The organism is uncultured Acetatifactor sp. (assembly GCF_948601915.1).
Taxonomy (GTDB): Bacteria; Bacillota; Clostridia; order Lachnospirales; family Lachnospiraceae; genus Acetatifactor.
In genome coordinates, this window is the sequence record NZ_CAPDXS010000032.1 from 16,095 (window position 1) to 39,682 (window position 23,588).

36 protein-coding genes and 1 pseudogene are annotated in these 23,588 nt (G+C 55.1%); 34 read left to right on the plus strand and 3 right to left on the minus strand.

From position 1 onward, the window contains the following. Positions 1-165 precede the first annotated feature (165 nt). The 5 genes from Q2B33_RS07500 to Q2B33_RS07520 all read left to right on the plus strand — a co-directional run bounded on the left by Q2B33_RS07500 (position 166) and on the right by Q2B33_RS07520 (position 5,097). Positions 166-1,131, plus strand: coding sequence for a beta-ketoacyl-ACP synthase III (locus tag Q2B33_RS07500; RefSeq protein ID WP_296477860.1), 966 nt, complete (start codon positions 166-168; stop codon positions 1,129-1,131). 108 nt (positions 1,132-1,239) lie between these two features. Then, the gene (locus Q2B33_RS07505; protein WP_300569882.1) at positions 1,240-1,710 is read left to right on the plus strand and encodes a MarR family winged helix-turn-helix transcriptional regulator; all 471 of its coding nucleotides are present in this window, start codon (positions 1,240-1,242) and stop codon (positions 1,708-1,710) included. Between the two features lie 21 nt (positions 1,711-1,731). After that, positions 1,732-3,288 (plus strand): phospholipase D-like domain-containing protein, encoded by a 1,557-nt coding sequence (locus tag Q2B33_RS07510; RefSeq protein ID WP_296477856.1) that lies wholly within the window; start codon positions 1,732-1,734, stop codon positions 3,286-3,288. 151 nt (positions 3,289-3,439) lie between these two features. After that, positions 3,440-4,000 (plus strand): RNA polymerase sigma factor, encoded by a 561-nt coding sequence (locus Q2B33_RS07515; protein ID WP_300569877.1) that lies wholly within the window; start codon positions 3,440-3,442, stop codon positions 3,998-4,000. Next, positions 3,997-5,097 carry a hypothetical protein gene (locus tag Q2B33_RS07520; RefSeq protein ID WP_300783626.1) on the plus strand — a complete coding sequence of 367 codons (1,101 nt, stop codon included), beginning with the start codon at positions 3,997-3,999 and terminating at the stop codon, positions 5,095-5,097. Before Q2B33_RS07515 ends, Q2B33_RS07520 begins: the two co-directional genes overlap by 4 nt. An 18-nt stretch (positions 5,098-5,115) precedes the next feature. Here the strand turns inward: Q2B33_RS07520 and Q2B33_RS07525 are convergent, their stop codons facing one another. Together Q2B33_RS07525 and Q2B33_RS07530 are read right to left on the minus strand one after the other, a co-directional pair. Continuing rightward, on the minus strand, positions 5,116-5,811 hold the full coding sequence (locus tag Q2B33_RS07525; protein WP_300783624.1) for a response regulator transcription factor: 696 nt from the start codon (positions 5,809-5,811) through the stop codon (positions 5,116-5,118). Beyond that, positions 5,808-6,515, minus strand: coding sequence for a sensor histidine kinase KdpD (locus tag Q2B33_RS07530; RefSeq protein WP_300815921.1), 708 nt, complete (start codon positions 6,513-6,515; stop codon positions 5,808-5,810). The genes Q2B33_RS07525 and Q2B33_RS07530 overlap by 4 nt, the downstream gene beginning before the upstream one ends. A 389-nt stretch (positions 6,516-6,904) precedes the next feature. On the opposite strand from Q2B33_RS07530, the gene Q2B33_RS07535 reads away from it, so the two are divergent. Continuing rightward, a complete protein-coding gene (locus tag Q2B33_RS07535; protein WP_300783622.1) occupies positions 6,905-7,978 on the plus strand; it encodes an acyltransferase in 1,074 nt (357 codons plus the stop codon). A gap of 7 nt (positions 7,979-7,985) precedes the next feature. On the opposite strand, the gene Q2B33_RS07540 is transcribed toward Q2B33_RS07535, so the two are convergent. Next, positions 7,986-8,897: a class I SAM-dependent methyltransferase gene (locus Q2B33_RS07540; protein WP_300769596.1), complete on the minus strand. Its 912-nt coding sequence runs from the start codon at positions 8,895-8,897 to the stop codon at positions 7,986-7,988. A 465-nt stretch (positions 8,898-9,362) separates the two neighbouring features. Here Q2B33_RS07540 and rpsJ point away from each other — a divergent pair, with 465 nt between their 5' ends. From rpsJ to Q2B33_RS07685, 28 genes and pseudogenes are all read left to right on the plus strand, one after another. Then, entirely contained in the window at positions 9,363-9,680 is a 318-nt protein-coding gene (gene rpsJ, locus Q2B33_RS07545) for a 30S ribosomal protein S10 (RefSeq protein ID WP_103238339.1), read from the plus strand. A 127-nt stretch (positions 9,681-9,807) separates the two neighbouring features. Next, complete coding sequence (rplC, locus tag Q2B33_RS07550; RefSeq protein WP_300783620.1) at positions 9,808-10,491, plus strand: 50S ribosomal protein L3; 684 nt, start codon at positions 9,808-9,810, stop codon at positions 10,489-10,491. Positions 10,492-10,517: 26 nt separating this feature from the next. Beyond that, positions 10,518-11,138: a 50S ribosomal protein L4 gene (rplD, locus tag Q2B33_RS07555; RefSeq protein WP_300783618.1), complete on the plus strand. Its 621-nt coding sequence runs from the start codon at positions 10,518-10,520 to the stop codon at positions 11,136-11,138. After that, positions 11,138-11,437: a 50S ribosomal protein L23 gene (rplW, locus tag Q2B33_RS07560; RefSeq protein ID WP_296475348.1), complete on the plus strand. Its 300-nt coding sequence runs from the start codon at positions 11,138-11,140 to the stop codon at positions 11,435-11,437. Before rplD ends, rplW begins: the two co-directional genes overlap by 1 nt. 159 nt (positions 11,438-11,596) lie before the next feature. Continuing rightward, entirely contained in the window at positions 11,597-12,439 is an 843-nt protein-coding gene (gene rplB, locus Q2B33_RS07565) for a 50S ribosomal protein L2 (protein ID WP_300783617.1), read from the plus strand. A gap of 18 nt (positions 12,440-12,457) precedes the next feature. Continuing rightward, the gene (rpsS, locus tag Q2B33_RS07570) at positions 12,458-12,739 is read left to right on the plus strand and encodes a 30S ribosomal protein S19 (RefSeq protein WP_103238344.1); all 282 of its coding nucleotides are present in this window, start codon (positions 12,458-12,460) and stop codon (positions 12,737-12,739) included. Positions 12,740-12,825: 86 nt separating this feature from the next. Beyond that, the gene (gene rplV, locus Q2B33_RS07575; RefSeq protein WP_296463780.1) at positions 12,826-13,215 is read left to right on the plus strand and encodes a 50S ribosomal protein L22; all 390 of its coding nucleotides are present in this window, start codon (positions 12,826-12,828) and stop codon (positions 13,213-13,215) included. Positions 13,216-13,235: 20 nt separating this feature from the next. Continuing rightward, the gene (rpsC, locus tag Q2B33_RS07580) at positions 13,236-13,895 is read left to right on the plus strand and encodes a 30S ribosomal protein S3 (protein WP_296463782.1); all 660 of its coding nucleotides are present in this window, start codon (positions 13,236-13,238) and stop codon (positions 13,893-13,895) included. Then, on the plus strand, positions 13,895-14,323 hold the full coding sequence (rplP, locus tag Q2B33_RS07585; protein ID WP_296463784.1) for a 50S ribosomal protein L16: 429 nt from the start codon (positions 13,895-13,897) through the stop codon (positions 14,321-14,323). Before rpsC ends, rplP begins: the two co-directional genes overlap by 1 nt. Further along, entirely contained in the window at positions 14,323-14,526 is a 204-nt protein-coding gene (rpmC, locus tag Q2B33_RS07590) for a 50S ribosomal protein L29 (RefSeq protein WP_296463785.1), read from the plus strand. The genes rplP and rpmC overlap by 1 nt, the downstream gene beginning before the upstream one ends. Positions 14,527-14,556: 30 nt before the next feature. Then, on the plus strand, positions 14,557-14,811 hold the full coding sequence (rpsQ, locus tag Q2B33_RS07595; RefSeq protein WP_369124250.1) for a 30S ribosomal protein S17: 255 nt from the start codon (positions 14,557-14,559) through the stop codon (positions 14,809-14,811). Positions 14,812-14,864: 53 nt separating this feature from the next. Then, entirely contained in the window at positions 14,865-15,233 is a 369-nt protein-coding gene (gene rplN, locus Q2B33_RS07600; protein WP_296440420.1) for a 50S ribosomal protein L14, read from the plus strand. Positions 15,234-15,246: 13 nt separating this feature from the next. Continuing rightward, complete coding sequence (rplX, locus tag Q2B33_RS07605; protein ID WP_296463787.1) at positions 15,247-15,558, plus strand: 50S ribosomal protein L24; 312 nt, start codon at positions 15,247-15,249, stop codon at positions 15,556-15,558. A 43-nt stretch (positions 15,559-15,601) separates the two neighbouring features. Then, complete coding sequence (rplE, locus tag Q2B33_RS07610) at positions 15,602-16,144, plus strand: 50S ribosomal protein L5 (protein ID WP_296463789.1); 543 nt, start codon at positions 15,602-15,604, stop codon at positions 16,142-16,144. 15 nt (positions 16,145-16,159) lie between these two features. Then, complete coding sequence (locus tag Q2B33_RS07615) at positions 16,160-16,345, plus strand: type Z 30S ribosomal protein S14 (protein ID WP_296463791.1); 186 nt, start codon at positions 16,160-16,162, stop codon at positions 16,343-16,345. 62 nt (positions 16,346-16,407) lie between these two features. Beyond that, positions 16,408-16,809 (plus strand): 30S ribosomal protein S8, encoded by a 402-nt coding sequence (rpsH, locus tag Q2B33_RS07620; RefSeq protein WP_296463793.1) that lies wholly within the window; start codon positions 16,408-16,410, stop codon positions 16,807-16,809. Positions 16,810-17,003: 194 nt separating this feature from the next. Next, positions 17,004-17,546, plus strand: coding sequence for a 50S ribosomal protein L6 (rplF, locus tag Q2B33_RS07625; protein WP_300569840.1), 543 nt, complete (start codon positions 17,004-17,006; stop codon positions 17,544-17,546). Between the two features lie 20 nt (positions 17,547-17,566). Beyond that, positions 17,567-17,935: a 50S ribosomal protein L18 gene (gene rplR, locus Q2B33_RS07630; RefSeq protein ID WP_300569837.1), complete on the plus strand. Its 369-nt coding sequence runs from the start codon at positions 17,567-17,569 to the stop codon at positions 17,933-17,935. Positions 17,936-17,955: 20 nt separating this feature from the next. Next, entirely contained in the window at positions 17,956-18,465 is a 510-nt protein-coding gene (rpsE, locus tag Q2B33_RS07635) for a 30S ribosomal protein S5 (protein ID WP_296463798.1), read from the plus strand. Between the two features lie 38 nt (positions 18,466-18,503). Next, positions 18,504-18,695, plus strand: a complete 192-nt coding sequence (gene rpmD / locus Q2B33_RS07640; protein WP_296463800.1) for a 50S ribosomal protein L30 — start codon at positions 18,504-18,506, stop codon at positions 18,693-18,695. A 20-nt stretch (positions 18,696-18,715) separates the two neighbouring features. Then, entirely contained in the window at positions 18,716-19,153 is a 438-nt protein-coding gene (gene rplO / locus Q2B33_RS07645) for a 50S ribosomal protein L15 (protein WP_296475362.1), read from the plus strand. Next, positions 19,153-20,466: a preprotein translocase subunit SecY gene (gene secY / locus Q2B33_RS07650; RefSeq protein ID WP_300569832.1), complete on the plus strand. Its 1,314-nt coding sequence runs from the start codon at positions 19,153-19,155 to the stop codon at positions 20,464-20,466. The genes rplO and secY overlap by 1 nt, the downstream gene beginning before the upstream one ends. A 737-nt stretch (positions 20,467-21,203) precedes the next feature. Continuing rightward, the gene (gene map / locus Q2B33_RS07660) at positions 21,204-21,956 is read left to right on the plus strand and encodes a type I methionyl aminopeptidase (protein WP_296475369.1); all 753 of its coding nucleotides are present in this window, start codon (positions 21,204-21,206) and stop codon (positions 21,954-21,956) included. A gap of 37 nt (positions 21,957-21,993) precedes the next feature. Further along, on the plus strand, positions 21,994-22,248 hold the full coding sequence (locus tag Q2B33_RS07665; RefSeq protein ID WP_300774590.1) for a KOW domain-containing RNA-binding protein: 255 nt from the start codon (positions 21,994-21,996) through the stop codon (positions 22,246-22,248). A 35-nt stretch (positions 22,249-22,283) separates the two neighbouring features. Beyond that, on the plus strand, positions 22,284-22,502 hold the full coding sequence (gene infA / locus Q2B33_RS07670) for a translation initiation factor IF-1 (protein WP_251206332.1): 219 nt from the start codon (positions 22,284-22,286) through the stop codon (positions 22,500-22,502). 97 nt (positions 22,503-22,599) lie between these two features. Beyond that, on the plus strand, positions 22,600-22,713 hold the full coding sequence (rpmJ, locus tag Q2B33_RS07675; protein ID WP_103238484.1) for a 50S ribosomal protein L36: 114 nt from the start codon (positions 22,600-22,602) through the stop codon (positions 22,711-22,713). A 362-nt stretch (positions 22,714-23,075) separates the two neighbouring features. Further along, positions 23,076-23,447: a 30S ribosomal protein S13 gene (gene rpsM, locus Q2B33_RS07680; RefSeq protein WP_296475372.1), complete on the plus strand. Its 372-nt coding sequence runs from the start codon at positions 23,076-23,078 to the stop codon at positions 23,445-23,447. 43 nt (positions 23,448-23,490) lie between these two features. Further along, positions 23,491-23,588: pseudogene (locus tag Q2B33_RS07685) on the plus strand (30S ribosomal protein S11); the annotation flags it as partial.

Sequence of the window (23,588 nt, forward strand, 5' to 3'; positions counted from 1 at the left end):
TTCAGTGCCGTCGCGCAGCGACTTACGGGCGAAGACTCGAAGGCGCACGAGAGGAATCTTCATATGTTCACTTCCATATGAAGATTCCTCTCCCAGAAGTGAGCCGAGAGGCGAAGCCCTCTTCAGTGCCGTCGCGCAGCGACTATAATAGGAGAACAGAATACTATGTCGATTCGGATCATGGGAACAGGAAGCGCCCTCCCCGGGCGCGTGGTGGAGAACAGGGAACTTGAGGGGATGGTGGACACATCGGACGAATGGATCAGAGAGCGCACCGGCATCGGCAGCCGGCATGTGTCCACCGGGGAGACAGTGGCCTCCCTGGCGGCGGAAGCCTGCGGGCGGGCCCTTGCGGATGCGGGAAGGCAGGCGGAGGAGGTGGAGCTCATCCTGGCGGCCACCTGCTCCCCGGAGGAAGCGGCCCCCTGCGTGGCCTGCCGGATCCAGAGCGAGATCGGAGCCGGAAATGCCGTGGCCTTTGACGTAAACGCGGCATGCGCCGGTTTTTTGTTTGCCCTGCACACGGCGTGGGCCTATGTGGAGGCCGGCATCTACAGGAACGCTCTGATCGCTGGCAGCGAAGTGCTCTCCAAGCTGGTGGACTGGGAGGACAGGGGCACCTGCATCCTCTTCGGGGACGGCGCGGGGGCGGTATACGTGGAGAAATGTGAGACGGGCGGCATCCTGGGCTTCGTGCAGCATGCGGACGGGAAGAAAGGCGGGGTGCTCGGCGGGGGCGGCCGGCAGCTTTCCAATCCCTGGGCCGGGCAGCAGGATTACCGCAGGTTCTTCCAGATGGACGGCCGGGAGGTGTTCGCCTTTGCGGTGCGCCAGGTGCCCCTGAATGTGGAGGAGGCCCTGGGAAAGGCGGGGCTCGCCATAGGGGATGTGGATCTGTTCGTGCTCCATCAGGCCAACCGGCGCATCATAGAGGGCGTGGCGAAGCGCCTGGGCGTAAGCCTTTCCCTCTTTCCCATGAACCTGGAGCGGGTGGGCAACACCTCCTCCGCGGCCATCCCGCTTCTGCTGGACGAGCTGAACCGGGAAGGACGCCTGCGGCGGGGGATGCGGCTGGTGCTGTCCGGCTTCGGGGCCGGGCTGACCTGCGGGGCCTGCGTGATGGAATGGTAGGCATGAGGTTCCGGGGCAAAAGCCTATTGACTTTTTTTCCGAAATGAGTACATTATTATTATATGGCTCGGATCCGGGCCAGGGTCTGGGGAGGACAGCGGGGGATAAATGGTACAGAATACGAGGCGCTCCATAAACGAATTGCTAATCAGCTTGTTCAACCATGTGATGGACATGGAGGCGAAGGCCGTGATCACCGAGGAGTACAGGGACATCACCAACAACGATATGCATATCATAGAGGCAATCGGCGTGGAGGAGCCCAGGAACATGTCCGTGATCGCGAACCGGCTCTCCGTCACGGTCAGCACCCTGACCACGAATATGAACGGGCTGGAGCGCAAAGGCTATATTATGCGGGAGCGCAGCACGAAAGACAAACGTGTAGTACATGTCCTGCTGACGGACAAGGGAAGGAAGGCCTTCTACCACCACAGAGATTTCCATAAGAAGATGATCAGGGCCATCGTGAAGGGCCTGAGCGGGGAGGAGATGGAGATCCTCTACCGCTGCCTTGTGAACCTGGACTCTTTTCTGGAAGCCGAAGGCGGGGAGTGCGGAAGGGCCCCTTCCACATAGAGAAAAGAGAGTGTGATTTTCATGAACATGGGAGAAAAAGTCAATCAGGTGCTGGGAAAGCTCAAGACGGTCATCTATGGCAGGTTCGCCATGATCCTGCTGGGCTTTCTGGCGCAGCTCATTCTGCTGACGGTGGGATATATCCTCCTGCGCAATTACAGCTATCTGTTCTACGGGCTTTTTCTGGCGGTCAGCGCCATAGTGGTGATCTATATCTACAATGCCCCCGGCAATCCGGACCTGAAGCTGTCCTGGATGCTGCCCATCGCCATATTCCCTGTGTTCGGGGCCATCTTTTACATGACCATCGTCATGCAGCCGGGCACTACGGTCCTGTACGAGCGGCTTACGGAGCTGTCGGGGCATACCAGGAAGTACGTGGTTCCCAGGAGCGACACCAGGGACAGGCTTAGGACGGAGAGCCCCCACATGGGGCAGCTGGCCTATTACCTGGAGAAATACGACAACAGCCCGGTCTATGACAACACTCAGATGAAATATTACGCCCTGGGGGACAGCCAGTTCGTGGACATGGTGGAGGAGCTGAAGAAGGCGGAAAAGTTCATCTTCATGGAATTCTTCATCGTGTCCGGCGGGCAGATGCTGGGGACGATTCTGGACATCCTGAAAGAGAAGGCCAGGCAGGGCGTGGAGGTGCGCTTCATGTGCGACGGCACCAATGTGCTGTGGAACCTGCCCGAGTTCTTCCCCCAGATGCTGGAGGCGGAGGGGATACGCTGCAAGATGTTCGCGCCGATCCGCCCTGTTTTCTCCCCCCATTACAACAACCGCGACCACCGCAAGATCCTGGTCATTGACGGAAAGGTGGCCTTCACCGGCGGCATCAACCTGGCGGACGAATATATCAACAAAAAAGAGCGCTTCGGCCACTGGAAGGATGTAGGGGCCAAGATTTCGGGAGACGCCGTGGAGCGGTTCACCTATATGTTCCTGGAGCTGTGGGACGTGGACGGGGAAGAGGAGGCCTATGGGAAATACAGACTTCCCGGGGAGGCATCCTGCGGAAGCGACGGCTATGCCATCCCCTACAGCGTCTGCCCCCTGGGGCCGGAGCGGGTGGGGCAGATGGTGTACCTGGAGATCCTGAACACGGCCCATACCTATGTGCACATCATGACCCCCTATCTGATACCGGATTACCAGATGCTGACTGCCCTGAGCTATGCCGTGAAGCGGGGGGTGGAGGTGGTCATCATCATGCCCCACATCCCGGACAAGAAATATGCCTTCCTCCTGGCCAAGACCTATTACGACCAGCTGCTGGAGGCGGGGGTGCGGATCTGCGAATACGAGCCGGGCTTCGTCCATGCCAAGGTATTCATCTCCGACAATGTGAAGGCGGTGGTGGGCACGGTGAACCTGGACTACCGCAGCCTCTTCCACCATTTCGAGTGCGGCGTGGTGCTGTACCGGAATTCCCAGATAGCGGTGATGGAGCAGGATTTCCAGGATACGCTGGGCAAGTGCATCGAGATGAAAGAGGGGGATTACGGGAAGCTGCGGCTGCGGGACAGGGCAATCGGAAGGATTATGCGGCTGGTGGCGCCGCTGATGTGAGGTATGCGTAAGAGAAGGGCGGGGGTTCCTGCCCTTTTTCCTGTTCCTTTTTTTGCATTTCCATGAAACCTGTCAGGCCGGATGTCGTCTATAGAGACAGGAGAGGGCTGCGCGGCCCGGGGACGCGGCGCACATAGGAGGGAGGCATATCTTGAAGGATGCACAGATACTGGATTTATATTGGGAGAGACAGGAGCAGGCGATCTATGAGACCCAGAAGGCCTATGGGAACTACTGTTACAGTATCGCCTGGAACATCCTGTACTCCAGGGAGGACTCGGACGAGTGCGTGAACGACACATGGCTGCGGGCCTGGAATGCCATACCGCCCAAGCGGCCGAACCGCCTGGCGCTGTTCCTGGGGACGATCACCAGGAACCTGTCCCTGGACAGATGGAAGGAAAGGCATGCCATGAAGAGAGGAAAGGGTGAGATGGAGCTTGCGCTGGACGAGCTGGCGGAATGCCTGCCCGACACCCATGACACGCAGGCGGAGGTGGAGGCGGCGGAGCTGGCGCGGCTGGTAAACGAATTCCTGTACGGGCTGCCGGAGCGGGACTGCAATATCTTCCTGCGCCGCTACTGGTACGTGGAGGAATACGGGGACATCGCCAGGCGCTACGGCATGAAGCTCAACACGGTGAAGACCTCCCTGTTCCGCACCAGGGCCAAGCTGCGGGCATATCTGGAAAAGGAGGGCGTGGTGATATGAGGGGATATGGCGATTCCGAAGGAAAGCATGCTTTCGAGGGCAAGCTGCGGCGGAAGGAGCCGGAACGGGCCATGCGGCTGATGGAGGCGCTGTCCGATGTAGACCAGGCCCTGCTGGAGCGCTGTGCGGGAAACGGGAGGGTGACGGTCTGCCGCAGGCCCCTGTGGCGAAGCGCCAGAGCTGCCGCGGCAGTGCTGTGCCTGGCAGTGGCGGGGGCGGCAAGCTGGGGAGGATATCAGCTGTCCCAGATGAAGATGGGCAGCGCGGATTCCTCCGGGGGCAATGCCGCGCCGTACATGGAGGAGATTCGGGAAGACATAGAAGAGGACATGCCCCAGGATGCGGTGACAGGGGAGGCCGCGCCGGAGGCAGCGGGAGCTGAGGATGCCGCGGAGGCAGGACAGGGCGGGGAGCAGGCCTGTCAGACGGAAGACGGCAAGCGGATGGAAGGGCAGGAAGCGGACGGGGGGCAGATGCTGCCGGAGCAGGAAGCGGCCGAGGATAAGAACGGGAATCAGGACAGAGGCGGGGCCGAGGGAGGCGCCATGGGAGAGGAGGGAAGCCCTGAAACGGATGTTGGCGGCTGTCCATTGCCGCCGCAGTCCCAGAAGCTTATGCTGGCCCAGGCCAGGGAGGACGCCGTGCTGGGAGCCTATGTCCCCACGGCCCTTCCGGCGGGATATGCCTTCGAGGAGGGACATCGTGTGACGGAAAGCCAGGAGCCGAACATGACCCTGTGCTGGATCAGGGGAATGGACTCCATCACGCTGCATCTGGAGAGGACAGCGAATCCGCCTGCCACAGTGGATGTGGAGGAGACGGAGAGCTATGACCAGCGGCTGTATGAGGTGCCCTATGGGGAGACCGTACCGGAAGAATATCGGCAGACCTTCGACAATCCGGTGTTCGCCGTGGAGGATTTTAACCTGGAAATCGTAAAGAGCCGGATGAAGTCCTATGACGACCAGGGGGACACGGATACCCCCAGAGGGAACTTCAGTGTGCTGTATGAGGGCGGCGTGCTGATCCGTTTCAACGGACGGGGCACAGCGGAGGAAATCTGGGAGATGTTCTGTTCCATGGGAGGACAAGAATAGAGCCGGCAGCAGCCAGCTCTATCCATTTTCATTTTCCAGCATGCGGTAGCCCACGCCCACCTCGGTGAAGACATATTGGGGCTGAGCGGGGTTCTGTTCTATCTTGCGGCGGATGTTCGCCATGTTCACCCGCAGAATCTGGTTGTTCTCCTCCGCGTATGGCCCCCAGATGCGCCGCAGGATCGTGTTGTAGGTCAGCACCCGCCCCGCATTCTCGGCCAGCAGGGAGAGGAGCTGGTACTCGATCTGGGTCAGATGGACTCTTTTGCCCTCCAGACGGAGGATCCGCTTGTCGAAGTCTATTTCCAGATTCAGGGCCTTATAGACCTGGCTGTGGGCGTTTCCGCGGCTGTGGCGCAGAGCGGTGCGGATGCGGGCCGTCAGCTCGTTCGGATAGAAGGGCTTGGTGATATAGTCGTCGGCCCCCAGATCCAATGCGGCCACCTTTTCCTGTTCCTCGTTGCAGGCGGAGACGATGAGGATGGGGACATGGCTCCAACCGCGCAGCTGTTCCAGCACCTGGAATCCGTCCATGTCCGGCAGACCCAGGTCCAGCAGGATCAGATTGGGACAGAGGGAGGCCGCAAGGCTGAGCCCCTCTCTGCCGGTCAAAGCCGTGGTGGTCGTATAGCCGTTCTTGGCCAAGAGCGCCGAGATATAAGAACATGTGTTCTTGTTATCTTCTATTAGTAAAATGCGGATTCTGGCATTCATTGCACATCAAAAGCTCCTTTTGGCAGGGTAAAGACAAATTCCGCACCATGGCTGTGGTTCCGCCCCGTAAAGCTGCCATGGTGGGCCGAGATGATGGCCTTGCAGATTACCAGCCCGATGCAGTATTTCCTGTGGATGCCCGAAAGGGTTGTGTCCGGTGTATTGCGGGACAGATGGCTCAGCGCCTCGTCGCGGATGCCGCATCCATAGTCCCTGACGATAAAGGTCACCTGGCTTTCACCATCCTCTACGATGACATCCACCGGCTCTCTGCTGCCGGAATGGCGCAGAGCGTTCTCCAGCAGATTGATGAGGACCTGCTCTATGAGCAATGCATCCATGGGCAGCATGACAATCTGGTCCGGAATGACGGCATGGACTTCAAAGCCCGGATGGCGCATCTTCATTTTCTGCAGCGCTTCCCCCAGCACCTCCTCCACGATCTCCTCCCTGGTGCGGACAGCGCTGTCCATGTCACTGATGCGGGTCATGGCCAGGAGGTTCTCCACGATATTGATCAGCCAGCCGGAATCCTCGTGGATATGACTTACAAGCTGCAGCCGTTCCTCCTGGTTCAGCGTCTCGTGGTTCTCCAGATAGAGGAGGCTGTTGCCCATGATGCCGGACAATGGGGTGCGCAGGTCGTGGGAGATGGCACGAACGAGGCTTTCGTGGATTTTTTCCGATGCTGTTTCCTGTGGCATGCGCTTACCGCGGGTTCTCTCAGCCTTATGGCTGAGGCGCCTTGAGACCAGGATGCCCCCTGCGGCGGCTGTGGCGCAGAGCGCCGTGCACAGGCCTCTGCGGGCCGAATGCTTCACATGATGTAACGAATCCAATTGTTTTTTTCGCATGATATGCCCTTTCCTTAAGTATGCTTATTTGAAACAGTACTTGAATCCTGTCTGACTTCTATTATATAATTTTTGACTACAGGAGGCAAGGCATTAGGCATAAAGATATTGTTAAGAAGCTGTAGTCGTCGGGATGTGGGAAACCCATTTCTTAAAATTTCGTTATAGGCTTGCGCATGCCTGTTCCTGGGGGTACAATGTTGAGACATGAGGAAATTGCGGAGAAAGGCAGCGAAAAGATGAGAGAACGTGAGGCTTTTCTGGATAGATTGAGGGTGATGGCAACCTTGGCGGTGGTGATGCTCCATACCGCCACCGGCGTCATGGATGCCACGGATATGAGCCTGTATCCGGAGGAGAACAGGGTCTTCCTGACAGTCATGGATCTGGTGTGCTGGTGCGTGCCGGTATTTCTGGTGATATCGGGATATCTGTTCCTGAATCCCTGTCGGGAGATGGGGCTGGGGAGGATGCTGACGAAATACTGCAGACGGATCGTGCTGGCCCTGATTCTGTTCGGTGTGCCCTACGGATGCCTGGAACTGCTGGCGGCGGAGGGGAGATTCCGCCCGGGCATGCCGGGGGAGGCTTTTGTGAAGGTGCTCCGGGGACAGAGCTGGTCCCATATGTGGTATCTGTACCTGATACTGCTCCTGTATGCGGTGACGCCGCTCCTGAAACGGGTGCTGAAGGCCGTTCCCCGATGGGCGGTGGGCGCGGCGGCGCTGGTGCTGCTCATGGGCTGCTCCCTGCTGCCGTATCTCTGGGAACTGCGGGGAGCGGAAGGCCCGGCCCTGCCGGGGGACGGAATCTATTTCTTCTATTATATATGCGGATATCTGTTCGCCACGGCGGAGCGGGGCAGGCTGGAGAGGGCGGTGGGAAAAGGAATCCTGCCCGGCCTGATCCTGCTGCTGTGCGCCGGGATGGCCGCCAGCCGCCTGTGGGGGAACTATGCCCTGCAGATGGCCTACAACTATCCCTTCACTGTCCTGCTGGCGCTTCTGCTGTTCGCATGGGGAATGGGTACGGAGGAGAGGCGGGGGGCTGGAAGAGGGCATGGAACCGGCCATTTCCGGGAACAGGCTGCGGCGCTGAGCTTTACGGTGTACCTGATCCATCCGGTGTTCCTGAATATGGCTTATAAGTTCTTCTGTGTGACGCCTCTGTCCGGCGCGGCATTGCTGCCGCTGCCCGCCGCCCTCTCCCTTGGAACCTTCCTGCTGCTGTTCTTCGGGGGCACGGCGCTCCTCTCGGCGGCCTTTGCCTGGGTGCTGTATCGGATACCGCCGCTCAGAAAGTACGTGCTGTAACAGGAGCCTACGAAGCGCGCTGCCAGCGCCCCGCCGCCCCGCAGGGCAGGGCTAGGCCGTTTGCGGATACGGGTAGGCCGACTTCCTGTGCCTCCACCCGGCCGCCCCGGCCTTTTGCCACCGCTTCACTGAGCATGTACGACAGCACGGCGGGCTGCAGGCCCGTGGTGTAGGAATTGATAAGGAAGAACAGAGCGTCCTGGGAAAGGAGCTGCGCCGTCAGGGTGAGGAAGGGCCAGATGCTGGTCTCCAGCTTCCAGATTTCCCCCTTGGGGCCTCTGCCGTAGGAGGGAGGATCCATGATGATGCCGTCGTAGCGGCTGCCCCGGCGGATCTCCCGCTCCACGAACTTCACGCAGTCGTCCACCAGCCAACGGATGGGGGCGTCTCCCAGGCCGGAGGCGGCAGCGTTCTCCTTCGCCCAGCCCACCATGCCCTTGGAGGCGTCCACATGGGTCACATGGGCGCCCGCCGCTGCCGCTGCCAGGGTGGCGCCTCCGGTGTAGGCGAAGAGGTTCAGCACCTTCAGGGGCCTGTCTGGATTCTGCGGCGTTCCACGCAGGATATGGGAGAACCATTCCCAGTTCACCGCCTGTTCCGGGAACAGGCCGGTATGCTTGAAGCTGAAGGGCTTCAGGCGGAAAGCAAGGGGCTTTCGGGCCGTCTCCCCGCCGCGCTCCCGGAACCGGTAGGAGATGCCCCACTCGTCCGGCAGCCGGAAGAACTCCCATTCCCCGCCGCCCCTGTCGCTCCTGTGGTAATGTCCGTTGGGGCCGCTCCATGCCCTGTGGCCCCGGGGCGTGCTCCAGATGACCTGTGGATCCGGGCGGATCAGGATATAATCCCCCCACCGCTCCAGCTTCTCGCCTCCGCTGGCGTCCAGCACCTCATAATCTTTCCAGTTATCGGCAATCCACATATCTGCCTCCTTGCTTTGATCATCTTCTGATTCCGGCTGATTATTTTTTAGCCATTCTTTATTAAAGCATATTTGTGGAAAAAAGTCATTTGTTTTCCGTAGGACGGATTGTACTAAAAAAAATACAATTTTTTTCTAAAACGCAGGAAAAAGTTCTTGCAAAGTAAAGTTTTGCCATGTATACTAAGAATTGCTGTGACATGATAGCTGTGAAGCGCGAGGTTGCTGGTCATCAGCAATGGCGATCAGGTTTTCCGTGGAGCGAATGTCAAGTTAGAAACTGACGACAAGTCACTGTACCGATTGAAATTCTGCAGACATGCAGTCCTGAATGTGAAGTCCGAAGGTCAAGACAGTTGCGTGAGAGTTTAGGACACACACGGGAGAGTGTACAGTCACCGCTTGTCGTACTAAAGTGAAATTTTTTTCACTATCAAAAAGTGCGAAAAGGAGGCGACTTTTTTTATGGCAAGTCAGGTAATGAGAATCACATTGAAGGCGTATGAGCATCAGCTGGTGGATGCGTCCGCGAAGAAGATTATCGAGACTGTGAAGAAGACAGGATCCGAGGTGAGCGGCCCCGTGCCCCTTCCCACCAAGAAGGAAGTGGTGACGATCCTCAGGGCAGTACACAAATACAAGGATTCCAGAGAGCAGTTCGAGCAGAGGACCCACAAGAGGCTGATCGACATCATCGCGCCCACTCAGAAGACGGTGGACGCCCTGCAGAGGCTGGAGATGCCCGCAGGCGTGTACATCGACATCAAGATGAGGACAAAATAATAAGGAAGGAAACCCTCTACTTAGACGTATGAACACAGGCGGCGGGGAACCGCCGGCGGCCATGGCGCAACGATGGCTGTGTGGTCCGCTATGTAGATGAAGCCCCCAGGGCAGAAAGAGAGGAAACATGAAGAAAGCAATTTTGGCGACAAAGGTCGGAATGACCCAGATCTTCTCCGAAGACGGCACGTTGATACCCGTGACCGTCCTTCAGGCAGGCCCCTGCGTGGTGACGCAGGTCAAGACAGTGGAGAACGATGGCTACAAGGCAGTGCAGGTAGGCTTCGTGGACAAGAAGGCCAGGATCATCAACAAGGATGCCGGCGGCAGGCGCGAGGTCATCCACAGGCACGGCGCTACCAAGCCGGAGCAGGGCCATTTCAAGAAGGCCGGCGTCAGCCCCAAGAGATATGTGAGGGAGTTCAAGTTCGAGAACGCCGAGGAGTATTCGCTGGGCGCGGAGATTAAGGCGGACATCTTCGAACAGGGCGATAAGATAGACGCGTCCGCAATCTCCAAAGGTAAGGGATTCCAGGGTGCAATCAAGAGACACGGACAGCACAGAGGCCCCATGAAGCACGGCTCCAAGTTCCATCGCCACCAGGGTTCCAACGGCGCATGCTCGTCCCCCAGCCGCGTGTTCAAGGGCAAGGGGATGCCCGGACACATGGGATGTGTGAAGGTCACCGTCCAGAACCTGGAAGTGGTAAGGGTGGACGCGGAGAAGAACCTGCTGCTGATTAAGGGCTCAGTGCCCGGTCCCAAGAAGGGATTAGTCACCATCAAAGAGACCGTAAAGGTAGAATGCTAGTTTAATGCGAAAGGAGGGCCAATCATATGGCAAGCGTATCTGTTTATAATATGGAAGGCAAGGAAGTCGGTACAATCGAATTAAACGATGCGGTATTTGGTGTGAAGGTAAATGAGCATCTGGTACACATGGCAGTTGTACAGCAGCTTGCAAATAAACGTCAGGGAACCCAGAAGGCAAAGACCCGCGGCGAGGTGTCCGGAGGCGGACGCAAGCCCTGGAGGCAGAAGGGTACAGGCCACGCGAGACAGGGATCGACCAGGTCTCCCCAGTGGAAAGGCGGCGGCGTAGTGTTCGCTCCCGTTCCCAGAGATTATTCCTTCAAGATGAATAAGAAGGAGAAGAGGGCGGCACTGAAGTCCGCATTGACCTGCAAGGTACAGGACAACAAGCTGATCGTGCTGGATGAGCTGAAGCTTGACGAGATCAAGACCAAGAAATTCGTGGCAGTGATGAACAACCTGAAGGTGGAAAAGGGCCTGGTGGTCATCGCGGAGAACGATGCTAACGTAGTGATGTCCGCGAGGAACCTGGCAGACATCGATACGGCGCTGGCGAACATGATCAATACCTATGATATCATGAAGGCAAAGACACTGGTCCTGACCAAGGATGCCGTAGCGAAGATAGAGGAGGTGTTTGCATAATGGCAAGTCTCAAATATTATGACGTGATCCTCAAACCGGTAATCACCGAGAAGAGCATGAAAGGGATGGAGAGAAAGGAATACACATTCCTGGTTCATCCGGAAGCAAATAAAACTCAGATCAAAGAGGCTGTGGAGAAGATGTTCGAGGGCACCAAGGTGCAGCGCGTGAACACTATGAACCTCCCTGGCAAGCAGAAGAGGCGCGGCACTTCCGTGGGAATGACGGCCAAGAGAAAGAAGGCCATCGTCAAGCTGACGGAGGCCAGCAAGGATATCGAGATTTACGCAGGCTTGTAAAGGGTGGAAATGTATGCGGATTTCACCCGGGACAGAAAGAATCGCAAGGCGTCAAAGGACGCGGTTTAAGAGCAACTGAATTCTGTCCGGAGAGATTTAGGTATGTGGCTGCTTGGGTGGCAGCCGCGCAAAGAATCACGAAAAAAGGAGAATAGAAAAATGGGAATCAAGAAATATCGTCCCTATACACCTTCCAGAAGGCATATGACGGGCTCTGATTTCTCTGAAATCACCAAGAAGACACCGGAGAAGAGCCTTTGTGTTTCCTTAAAGAAGCATTCCGGTCGCAACAATCAGGGCAAGATTACCGTAAGGCACAGAGGCGGCGGCAACAAGAGAAAATACAGACTGATTGATTTCAAGAGGAACAAGGACGGCATTCCGGCAACGGTGGTGGGCATCGAGTACGATCCCAACAGGTCAGCTAATATCGCGTTAATCTGCTATGAGGACGGCCAGAAGTCCTATATCCTCGCTCCTCAGGGCCTGACCGATGGGATGAAGGTCATGAACGGGTCCGAAGCCGAAGTGAGAGTGGGCAACTGCCTGCCGCTTTCCGAGATTCCGGTAGGTACCATGGTGCATAATGTGGAGCTGTATCCCGGCAGAGGCGGCCAGATGGCCCGTTCCGCGGGAAACAGCGCGCAGCTGATGGCGAAAGAGGGCAAATATGCCACGTTGCGTCTTCCTTCTGGCGAGATGAGGATGGTTCCTCTCACATGTCGCGCCACAATTGGCATCGTGGGCAATGCGGATCACAATCTGATCAATATCGGTAAGGCCGGCCGCAAGCGCCATATGGGCATCCGTCCTACAGTCCGCGGTTCCGTCATGAACCCCAACGACCATCCTCACGGCGGCGGCGAAGGCAAGACTGGTATCGGACGTCCCGGGCCCAGCACTCCTTGGGGCAAGCCTGCACTGGGCTATAAGACGCGCAAGTCCAAGAAGCCTTCAGACAGGCTGATTGTGAGAAGACGTGACGGTAGAGCGATCAAGTAAGATTGAGGAGGAAAGACAATGGCTAGATCACTGAAAAAAGGGCCTTTCGCGGATGAAAGCCTGTTAAAGAAAATAGATGCTTTGAACGCTTCCGGACAGAAGCAGGTCATCAAGACATGGTCCCGTCGTTCTACGATTTTCCCTTCCTTTGTAGGACACACCATTGCGGTCCATGATGGCAGAAAGCATGTACCTGTATATGTTACCGAGGACATGGTTGGCCATAAGCTTGGCGAGTTCGTAGCCACCAGAACCTACCGTGGCCACGGTAAGGACGAGAAGAAATCGAAAGTTAGATAACCGTGGCAGCGGGCTTCTTCCATGGCTAGACATGCCAGGGACGGGAAGGAGTCCAGCTTAGGTAAGGAGAAGGAGGGTTTATATCAATGGCTAAGGGACATAGAAGTCAGATTAAGAGAGAGAGAAACGCTCAGAAGGACACAAGGCCTTCGGCAAAATTGTCTTATGCAAGGGTTTCCGTACAGAAGGCATGTTTCGTACTGGATGCAGTCAGGGGCAAGGACGTGCATACCGCGCTTGCTGTTTTGGAATATAATCCCAGATATGCTTCCGGCCTTGTCAAGAAGCTGATCGAGTCGGCGATGGCCAATGCCGAGAACAACTTGGGGCTGAACAGGGATAACCTTTATATCGCGGAGTGCTATGCCAACAAGGGCCCTACCATGAAGCGCATCAAACCCAGGGCACAGGGCCGGGCTTACAGGATCGAGAAGAGAACGAGCCATATCACTGTTGTGCTGGATGAGAGGAAGTAGGGAAAGGAGCGGACGAATAAATGGGACAGAAAGTTAATCCTCATGGCTTAAGAGTCGGAGTAATCAAAGAGTGGGATTCCAGATGGTACGCTGAATCCGATTTCGCGGATTACCTTGTGGAAGATTACAATATCAGAAAATACCTGAAGAAGAAGCTGTACAGCGCGGGTGTCTCCAAGATTGAGATCGAGAGGGCATCCGACAGGATCAGAGTCATCATCCACACGGCGAAGCCCGGTGTCATCATCGGCAAGGGCGGCGCTGAGATTGAAATCACCAAGACAGAGCTTTCCAAGATGACGGACAAGAAGGTCCTGATCGACATCAAGGAGATCAAGAGGCCCGACAAGGATGCCCAGCTGGTAGCCGAGAACATCGCCCAGCAGCTGGAGAACCGCATATCCTTCAGGCGCGCCATGAAGTCCTGCATGGGCAGGACCATGAAGTCCGGCGCTCTGGGAATCAAGGCAGCCTGCGCAGGACGCCTGGGCGGCGCGGACATCGCCCGCACCGAGTTCTACAGCGAGGGCACCATTCCCCTTCAGACGCTGAGGGCCGACATCGACTATGGTTTTGCAGAGGCTGACACCACCTACGGAAAGGTAGGCGTCAAGGTTTGGATCTATAAAGGCGAGGTACTTCCCACAAAAGGAAATCAGACGGAAGGGAGTGATAAATAATGTTAATGCCCAAGAGAGTAAAGCATCGTAAACAGTTCCGTGGCAGCCTGGCAGGTAAGGCGACAAGGGGCAACACCATCACTCACGGAGAGTACGGCCTGGTGGCTACGGAAGCCTGCTGGGTCAAGTCCAATCAGATTGAGGCCGCCCGTATCGCGCTGACACGTTACACAAAGCGTACCGGACAGGTGTGGATCAAGATTTTCCCTGATAAGCCTGTCACCACGAAGCCTGCCGAGACACGTATGGGTTCCGGTAAGGGTTCCGTGGAGTTTTGGGTGGCAGTGGTCAAACCCGGCCGTGTGATGTTCGAGATTGCCGGTGTTCCCGAGGATCAGGCAAAGGAAGCATTGCGTCTGGCAATGCATAAGCTTCCCTGCAAGTGTAAAATCGTTGCAAAGGCAGACTTGGAAGGCGGTGTAGAATAATGAAATCTAGTAAGTTTGTAGAAGAATTAAAGGGCAAGTCCGTGGAAGAGTTAGGAAAGGACCTTGTTGCCGCGAAGAAAGAGCTTTTCAATTTGAGATTCCAGAACGCAACCAACCAGCTGGACAATACTGCAAGGATCAAGGAAGTCAGGAAGAACATTGCACGTATTAACACAGTCATCACCGAGAAGTCAAGAGCGTAATTGTCCCAGGGCAATGAAAGGAGATCAATCGTGGAAAGAAATTTGAGAAAAGTGCGTACTGGCAAGGTCACCAGTAATAAGATGGATAAGACAGTAGTCGTGGCGATCGAAGAGCATGTAAAGCATCCCCGTTACAAGAAGATCGTAAAGAGGACATACAAGCTGAAGGCCCACGATGAGAAGAACGAGTGCAATATCGGAGATACCGTCAAGGTCATGGAGACAAGGCCCCTGTCCAAGGACAAGAGATGGAGACTTGTCGAGATCATAGAGAGAGCCAAATAAGCTTGGCCGGTTCGTGTGAAATTTGGCCGTAGAAGCGGCGGAGGAGGAAAAACATGATTCAGCAGGAGACAAGACTGAAAGTCGCTGATAACACCGGTGCAAAGGAACTTCTGTGCATCCGTGTCATGGGCGGTTCTACGAGAAGATATGCGCATGTGGGCGATATCATAGTTGCGTCCGTTAAAGACGCAACACCAGGCGGCGTTGTGAAGAAGGGCGATGTGGTCAAGGCAGTGGTAGTCCGTACCGTCAAGGAGGTGCGCCGCAAGGACGGTTCCTACATCAGGTTCGACGAGAACGCAGCGGTCATCATCAAGGATGACAAGACACCCAGAGGAACCCGTATTTTTGGGCCGGTAGCGAGAGAGCTTCGTGACAAGCAGTTCATGAGAATCGTCTCTCTGGCTCCCGAAGTATTATAAGGAGGTGCCCATTATGGCTATGTTAAAGATCAAAAAGGGCGACACCGTAAAGGTAATCGCCGGCAAAGACTGTAATGCAGAGGGTAAAGTGGTTTCCATCGACAGGAAGAAGCACAGAGTCGTGGTGGAAGGCGTGAACATGATCACAAAGCATGCGAAGCCCTCGGCTGCGAACCCCAACGGCGGCATCGTCCACATGGAAGCTCCTATTGATATCTCCAACGTAATGCTTGTCTACAAGGGACAGCCTACCAGAGTCGGCTTCAGGATGGAAGGCGACAAGAAGGTCCGTTTCGCGAAGAAGACAGGCGAAGTGATTGATTAATCAAAAACTGTGGAGTTCACAGTTGGGAAGGAGTAGCGTTAAAGTGGCAAGATTAAAAGAAACGTACTACGAGACGATTGTAGACGCAATGACGAAGAAATTTGGATATAAGAACGTGATGGAAGTTCCCAAGCTTGAGAAGATCGTCATCAACATGGGCATCGGCGAGGCAAAGGAGAATCCCAAGGTGCTTGAGAACGCCGTGTCCGACATGGAGATTATCACCGGCCAGAAGGCAGTCCTCACCAAGGCGAAGAAGTCCGTGGCGAACTTCAAGATCCGTGAGGGGATGAACATCGGCTGCAAGACCACTCTGCGTGGCGAGAAGATGTATGAGTTCCTGGATCGCCTGGTGAACCTGGCGCTTCCCCGCGTGCGCGACTTCAGAGGCGTCAACCCCAATGCCTTCGACGGCAGAGGGAACTATGCCCTGGGTATCAAGGAGCAGTTCATCTTCCCGGAAATCGAGTACGACAAGATCGACAAGACCAGAGGCATGGACGTCATCATTGTGACCACCGCGAAGACCGATGAGGAAGCGCGCGAGCTGTTGACATTGTTCAATATGCCTTTCGCAAAACAATAAGGAGGTAGATTTCACATGGCTAAGACATCGTTGAAGATTAAACAGCAGCGTAAACCCAAGTTCTCCACACAGGCTTACACACGTTGCAGGATTTGCGGCCGTCCCCATGCTTACTTGAGAAAGTACGGCATCTGCAGGGTCTGCTTCCGCGAACTGGCATACAAGGGACAGATACCCGGGGTCAAGAAGGCGAGCTGGTAAAGGCGGTTCAAGTAGCCAGGCAGGTTGCTCGCCTGCAAGCTGGTAAGAAGGAGGAAAATACAATGACATTGAGCGATCCTATTGCAGATATGCTTACAAGAATCCGTAACGCAAATGCTGCCAAGCATGATACAGTAGATATCCCTGCTTCCAAGATGAAGCTGGCCATTGCCCAGATTCTGTTCGATGAGGGATATATCACGAAATATGACGTTATCGATGACGGCAACTTCAAGGCCATCCACATCACCCTGAAGTATGGCGCCGACAAGAGCGAGAAGATCATCTCCGGCATCAAGAGGATTTCCAAGCCGGGCCTGCGCGTGTACGCGGGCAAGGACGAACTGCCCAGGGTGCTGGGGGGCTTGGGAATTGCCATCATTTCCACCAACCAGGGCGTCATCACCGACAAAAAGGCGAGAGAGCTGAACGTGGGCGGTGAGGTACTGGCTTTCGTTTGGTAAAAGCGTGAGAAGATTTTCTAAACGGCCAAAGGACGCCCGCTAAGAAAATCTAGGTCTCACGCGGAAGAATGCCAAGGGCGGGCATTCTTCCGGATTTGCGGCAGTTGTATGTGATATCATGGAAGAGGTGCATTCCTATGGAAGAGGTGCATTCCATGGAAGATAGTTTTTTATAATATATAGGAGGTACGGGCATGTCACGTATAGGTAGAATGCCAATCGCGGTTCCCGCAGGCGTAACTGTGGAAATTGCAGAAAATAACAAGGTGACCGTAAAGGGTCCCAAGGGCACTCTGGAGAGAGTTCTGCCCTCTGAAATGGAAATCAAGATGGAGGGTGCGGTGATTCATGTAAGCAGGCCCAACGACCTGAAGAAGATGAAATCCCTTCACGGCCTGACCAGGACCCTCATCAACAATATGGTGGTAGGCGTCACCCAGGGGTATGAGAAGAAGCTGGAGGTCAACGGCGTAGGCTACAGGGCCGCCAAGGCCGGCAAGAAGCTGACACTGAACCTCGGATACTCCCACCCTGTGGAAATGGAAGACCCTGAGGGCATCGAGTCCGTGGTAGAGGGGACCAATGTCATCATCGTCAAGGGTATCGACAAAGAGAAGGTCGGCCAGTTCGCCGCTGAGATCAGGGACAAGAGGAGGCCTGAGCCTTACAAGGGCAAGGGCATCAAGTATGCCGATGAGGTCATCAGGCGCAAGGTTGGCAAGACCGGTAAGAAATAACAGATAAGGAGAGTATGAAGATGGTTAACAAGAAATCAAGAAAAGAAGTACGTGTGAAAAAACACATGAGAATTCGTAACCGCTTCAGTGGCACTGCCGAAAGGCCCCGCCTGGCAGTCTTCAGAAGCAATAATCATATGTATGCTCAAATTATCGATGATACTGTTGGGAATACATTAGTATCCGCTTCCACCCTGGAGAAGGACATCAAGGCAGAGCTTGGGAAGACCAATGACGTCGCTGCGGCAAAATATATCGGTACCGTCATTGCCAAAAGGGCAGTGGAAAAAGGCATCACCACCGTCGTCTTTGACAGAGGCGGCTATATCTATCACGGTAAAGTTGCAGCATTAGCCGACGCAGCCAGAGAAGCTGGCCTGGAATTCTAGGAAAGGAAGAGGAATACACCATGAAACAGACAATCATAGATGCAAGCCAGTTCGAGCTGAACGACAAGGTCGTAGCCATCAAGCGTGTCGCCAAGACTGTCAAGGGCGGACGCAACATGCGCTTCACCGCTCTGGTGGTGGTGGGCGATGGCAACGGCCATGTGGGCGCAGGGCTCGGCAAGGCTGTAGAGATTCCGGAAGCTATCCGCAAGGGGAAGGAAGACGCCATGAAGCATCTGGTGCAGGTCGCGCTGGATGAGAACAGCTCCATCACCCATGACTTTGTGGGCAAGTACGGTTCCGCCAACGTCCTGCTCAAGAGGGCTCCCGAAGGTACCGGCATCATCGCAGGCGGTCCCGCACGTGTGGTGTGCGAGCTCGCGGGCATCAAGAACATCCGTACCAAGTCCCTTGGCTCCAACAACAAGCAGAACGTGGTCCTTGCGACGATCACTGGCTTAAGCCAGCTGAAATCCCCTGAGGAAGTGGCAAGGAGCCGTGGCAAATCCGTTGAAGAGGTATTGGCATAAGCAGTCTTTATGCTGATGCGGTAGAAAGGAGAGCAACAATGGCAGACACAGATAAGAAATTGAAGATTACTTTGGTAAGGTCCACCATCGGCGCTGTTGCGAAGAACAAGGCAATCGTTGAATCTATGGGACTCCGCAAGATCGGCAGGTCTATCATCCTTCCTGACAATGCCGCTACGAGAGGACAGATTCGCCGGGTAGCCCATTTGCTGAAAGTGGAAGAAGTATAGTCGAAAAGGAGGTGTACGAGATGGATTTATCCAATTTAAGACCCGCAGAAGGTTCCAAGCATCATGAGTTCAGGAGAGGCCGCGGACATGGATCGGGAAACGGCAAGACCGCCGGAAAGGGGCACAAGGGCCAGAAGGCACGTTCCGGAGCGCCCAGGATCGGGTTCGAGGGCGGCCAGATGCCTCTGTACAGACGTATCCCTAAGAGAGGCTTCACCAATATCAATTCCAAGGAAATCATTGCCATTAATTTGAGCGATTTAGAGCGTTTCGAGGACGGCTCTACCGTGGACGTGAATACGCTGCTGGAGACCGGCATCATTAAGAAGCGCGGGGATGGCGTAAAGGTCCTCGGGGACGGAAAATTTACCAAAAAGCTCAATGTCAAGGTAGACGCGTACAGTGCATCCGCAAAAGAAAAGATTGAGGCGCTTGGTGGAACAGCAGAGGTGATGTAATGCTTACGACGCTGAAGAACGCATTCAAAATTAAAGAGCTTAGAGACAAGATTCTCTTTACCTTCGCCATGCTGGTTGTGATCCGCATAGGATCACAGCTGCCTGTGCCGGGGGTGAACGGGGAATACTTCAGAAACTGGTTCGCGGCTCAGTCCGACGGGACTTTCAGCTTCTTTGATGCGGTTACGGGCGGTTCGTTCATCAATATGTCCATTTTGGCCCTGAACATCACGCCGTACATCACATCCTCCATCATCATGCAGCTGCTCACCATTGCAATCCCCAAGCTGGAGGAGATGCAGCGGGACGGCGAGGATGGAAGAAAGAAGATTGCCGCCATCACCAGATATGTGACGGTAGGCCTGGCGCTGATTCAGTCCACGGCCATGGCCATCGGCTTCGGCAGACAGGGATATCTGATTCAGTACAATGCTCTGAATGTGATTTGCGCCATTGCCACTCTTACCGCGGGCAGTGCGTTCCTGATGTGGGTAGGCGAGCGGATCACCGAGAACGGCATCGGAAACGGCATATCCATCGTCCTGGTGATCAATATCATCTCCAGGCTGCCCGAGGATTTGGGCAATCTGTTCCAGCAGTTCGTTTTCGGCAAGGCTCCGGCAACGGCAGTGCTTGCGGTGGTAATCATATTCGCAATCATCATCGCCATGGTAGTGATGGTCATCGTCCTGAACGACGGTGTCCGCCGGATTCCCGTGCAGTACGCCAACAAGATGCAGGGCAGGAAGATGATGGGAGGCCAGAGCTCCAACATTCCGCTGAAGGTCAATACCGCGGGCGTCATCCCGGTGATCTTCGCGCAGTCGCTTCTGTCCCTTCCCGGCTATATTTCCTCCTTTGCGGGATATAACGGCACAGGTGTCTGGAGCGAAATCCTGAAATACCTGAACGCGGGCAACTGGTGCAATCCCAGCCAGATATGGTATTCCGTGGGACTGTTGTTTTATATCGCAATGATCATATTCTTTGCGTACTTTTATACTTCCATTACCTTCAATCCCCTGATGATTGCCGACAACATGAAGAAGCAGAGCGGCTTCATTCCCGGCATCAGGCCCGGAAAGCCTACCAGCGACTATCTGAACAAGGTATTGAACTACATCGTGTTCATCGGTGCCATAGGCCTGACGATCATCGCAGTGCTGCCGTATATCTTCAGCGGCGTGTTCAAAGCCACGGTGTCCTTCGGCGGCACCAGCCTTATCATCATCGTCAGCGTCATCCTGGAGACCATGAAGCAGGTGGAGTCACAGATGCTGGTTCGCAATTACAAGGGCTTCCTGGAGAAATAAGAGGCCGGCCAGAGGGAAGGCTGGAGCATGGAGCTTACAGAAGGGGCTTTCCCAAAGTCGGGGAGAGCTCCTTTTTATAAAATGGTTTATCAAAATAATGTTATCGGTTTTACGATATTGCATATGGAGGCGGATAATGAAGATCATCATGTTGGGAGCGCCGGGTGCCGGAAAGGGAACCCAGGCGAAAATGATAGCGGAAAAATACGGGATTCCCCATGTATCCACAGGGGACATCTTCCGGGAGATCGGAAGAGCGTCGTGTAGGGAAAGAGTGAAGATCCTGTTGGACCGGGTGGCCCAGGAGGACTGCAAAAACGGCTATGTGCTGGACGGTTTCCCCAGGACCATTCCCCAGGCCGAAGTGCTGGACGAGGCGCTCGGGAAGCTGGGGGAGGAGATCGACTACGCGGTGGACGTGGACGTACCGGACGAGAATATCGTAAAGAGGATGTCCGGCAGGCGGGCATGCCTGAAGTGCGGGGCCACCTACCATGTAGAGCATATCCCGCCCAAGGAAGAGGGCATCTGCGACAGCTGCGGCTCCGAGCTGGTGCTGCGGGACGACGACAGGCCGGAGACGGTGCAGAACCGCCTGAAGGTGTACCATGACCAGACCCAGCCCCTGATCGAGTATTATACCGGGAAGGGCGTGCTGCGGACCGTGGACGGGACCATGGACATGCAGGACGTGTTCCGGAGCATCGTAGAGATATTAGGATAGGAAGTGCCTCGTCATGGCGATTATAATCAAGACAGAAGAACAGATCGGGCTGATCCGGGAGTCCTGCAGGCGGCTGGCCATGGTGCACAAGGAGCTGGAGGAGATGATACGCCCCGGCATCTCCACAAGGGAGATCGACATCAAGGGGGACAGCCTGATCAGGAAGATGGGGGGGATTCCGAATTTCCTCCATTACAACGGATTTCCCGCCAGCATCTGCGTGTCCGTGAACGATGAAGTGGTGCATGGCATTCCCAGCAGGCACCGCATCCTGCAGGAGGGCGATATCGTCAGCCTGGACGCGGGGATGATCTATAAGGGGTATCATTCCGACGAGGCCAGGACCCACGGCGTGGGCCAGATCAGCCCCGAGGCCCGCAGGCTCATCGACGCCACCAGGGAGAGCTTCTTCGAAGGCATAAAGAAGGCAAAGGCCGGGAACCGGCTCTTTGAGATATCCAATGCCATCGCGGCGTATATAAAGCCCTACGGCTACGGCATCGTACGCGACCTGGTGGGCCACGGCGTGGGGACGAAGCTCCACGAGGATCCCCAGATCCCCAACTTCGCGCAGATAAAGCGGGGGCCCAAGCTCCGCCCGGGAATGACGCTGGCCGTGGAGCCTATGATCAATATGGGCAGGGCGGATGTGGAATGGCTGGACGACGACTGGACCGTAGTCACGGAGGACGGCTCCCTGTCGGCCCACTATGAGAACACCATCCTGATAACGGATGGAGAGCCTGAGATCCTGACGAGATGCTAGCGCGTCCTGCAGGCGGCGGAAAGGGACGGGTATTCGTATGATAGGACAGTTTGCGACCTCGAAGGCCGGACATGATAAGGGATGCTTATATGTAGTCGTGGGCCAGGAGGATGATTTCGTATACCTCAGCGACGGAAGGCTGAAAGGCCCCGACCGGCCGAAAAAGAAGCGCAGGAAGCATATACAGCCGATCAATGCACGGGTGGAGGAGAGCCTGCTGGAGAGGCTGCGGGCCGGGGAAAAGGTATACCCGGAGGAAATCAAATATGCGCTGAAGCAGTATTTATCATGAATGTATGAGCAATCAATAAAATTTGGAGGAGACATATGTCTAAAAGTGATGTAATCGAAATCGAGGGTACTGTGGTAGAGAAGCTTCCGAACACCATGTTCCAGGTGGAGCTGGAGAACGGGCACAGGGTGCTTGCGCACATCAGCGGCAAGCTGCGCCAGAACTTCATCCGTATCCTTCCCGGGGACAGGGTGACCCTGGAGCTGTCGCCCTACGATTTGACCAAGGGGCGCATCATCTGGAGAGATAAATAAGTGGGAAATTTGCCTGAAAGAATCACAAAAAGTGGTTGCAAACAGGCTTTTCCCATGTTATAATACAAAATGGTCTTTTTTGAAAGGAGGGTTTGAGATGAAGGTTAGGTCATCAGTAAAACCAATGTGCGAAAAGTGCAAGATCATCAAGAGAAAAGGACGCATCAGAGTAATCTGCGAGAATCCGAAACACAAGCAGAGGCAGGGATAATCACCGCATGAGCGCAGTCTTTTTCGGAGGACTGCGGCATGTCAAGTGAGTTCTTGTCCTGTTTTTATGCGCGGCTGAACCGATGGCGGGCAGTTTTGGCCTGTACATTGATTAACATAGAACTGGGATAGGGCTTACAGGAGATTACTTCTTGATACCAAGGCGAAAAGATTTTCTAAAATTGTAAAGGACACAATTTAAGAAAATCTAAGTTTCGCCTACAAGAAATGCACAAGTGCAGTGCATTTCTTGCGGGTTGGAGCAAGCTGTCTTGGAAAGATCGGATGGATCAGAGAAATGGATGAGTGTCCGGTTGGGTGGAAGCCCCAATCAATTAGTAACAGAAAATGGAGGAAATTTAAATGGCTCGTATCGCAGGTGTTGACTTACCCAGAGAGAAACGTATCGAAATCGGACTGACCTATGTCTATGGGATCGGCAGGACCACCTCTAACAAGATTCTGAAGGAGGCGGGCGTGAATCCCGATACCAGAGTCAGGAACGTCACCGACGATGAGGTGAAGAGGATTTCCGAGGCTATCGAGAAGCTCGGCGTGACGGTGGAGGGCGACCTGAGACGTGAAATCGCCCTGAACATCAAGCGTCTGCAGGAAATCGGATGCTATCGCGGCATCCGTCATCGTAAGGGTCTGCCTGTTCGCGGTCAGAACACCAAGAACAACGCCAGGACCCGCAAGGGGCCCAAGAGGACTGTTGCGAACAAAAAGAAATAAAAAAACGTAACTGTAGAATGATGAGAAAGTAGGTTAGTTTAAAATGGCGAAACAAGTTGCAAAAAAAGTGACAAAAAAGCGCGTTAAGAAAAACGTTGAACGCGGACAGGCACATATCCAGTCTTCCTTTAACAATACCAT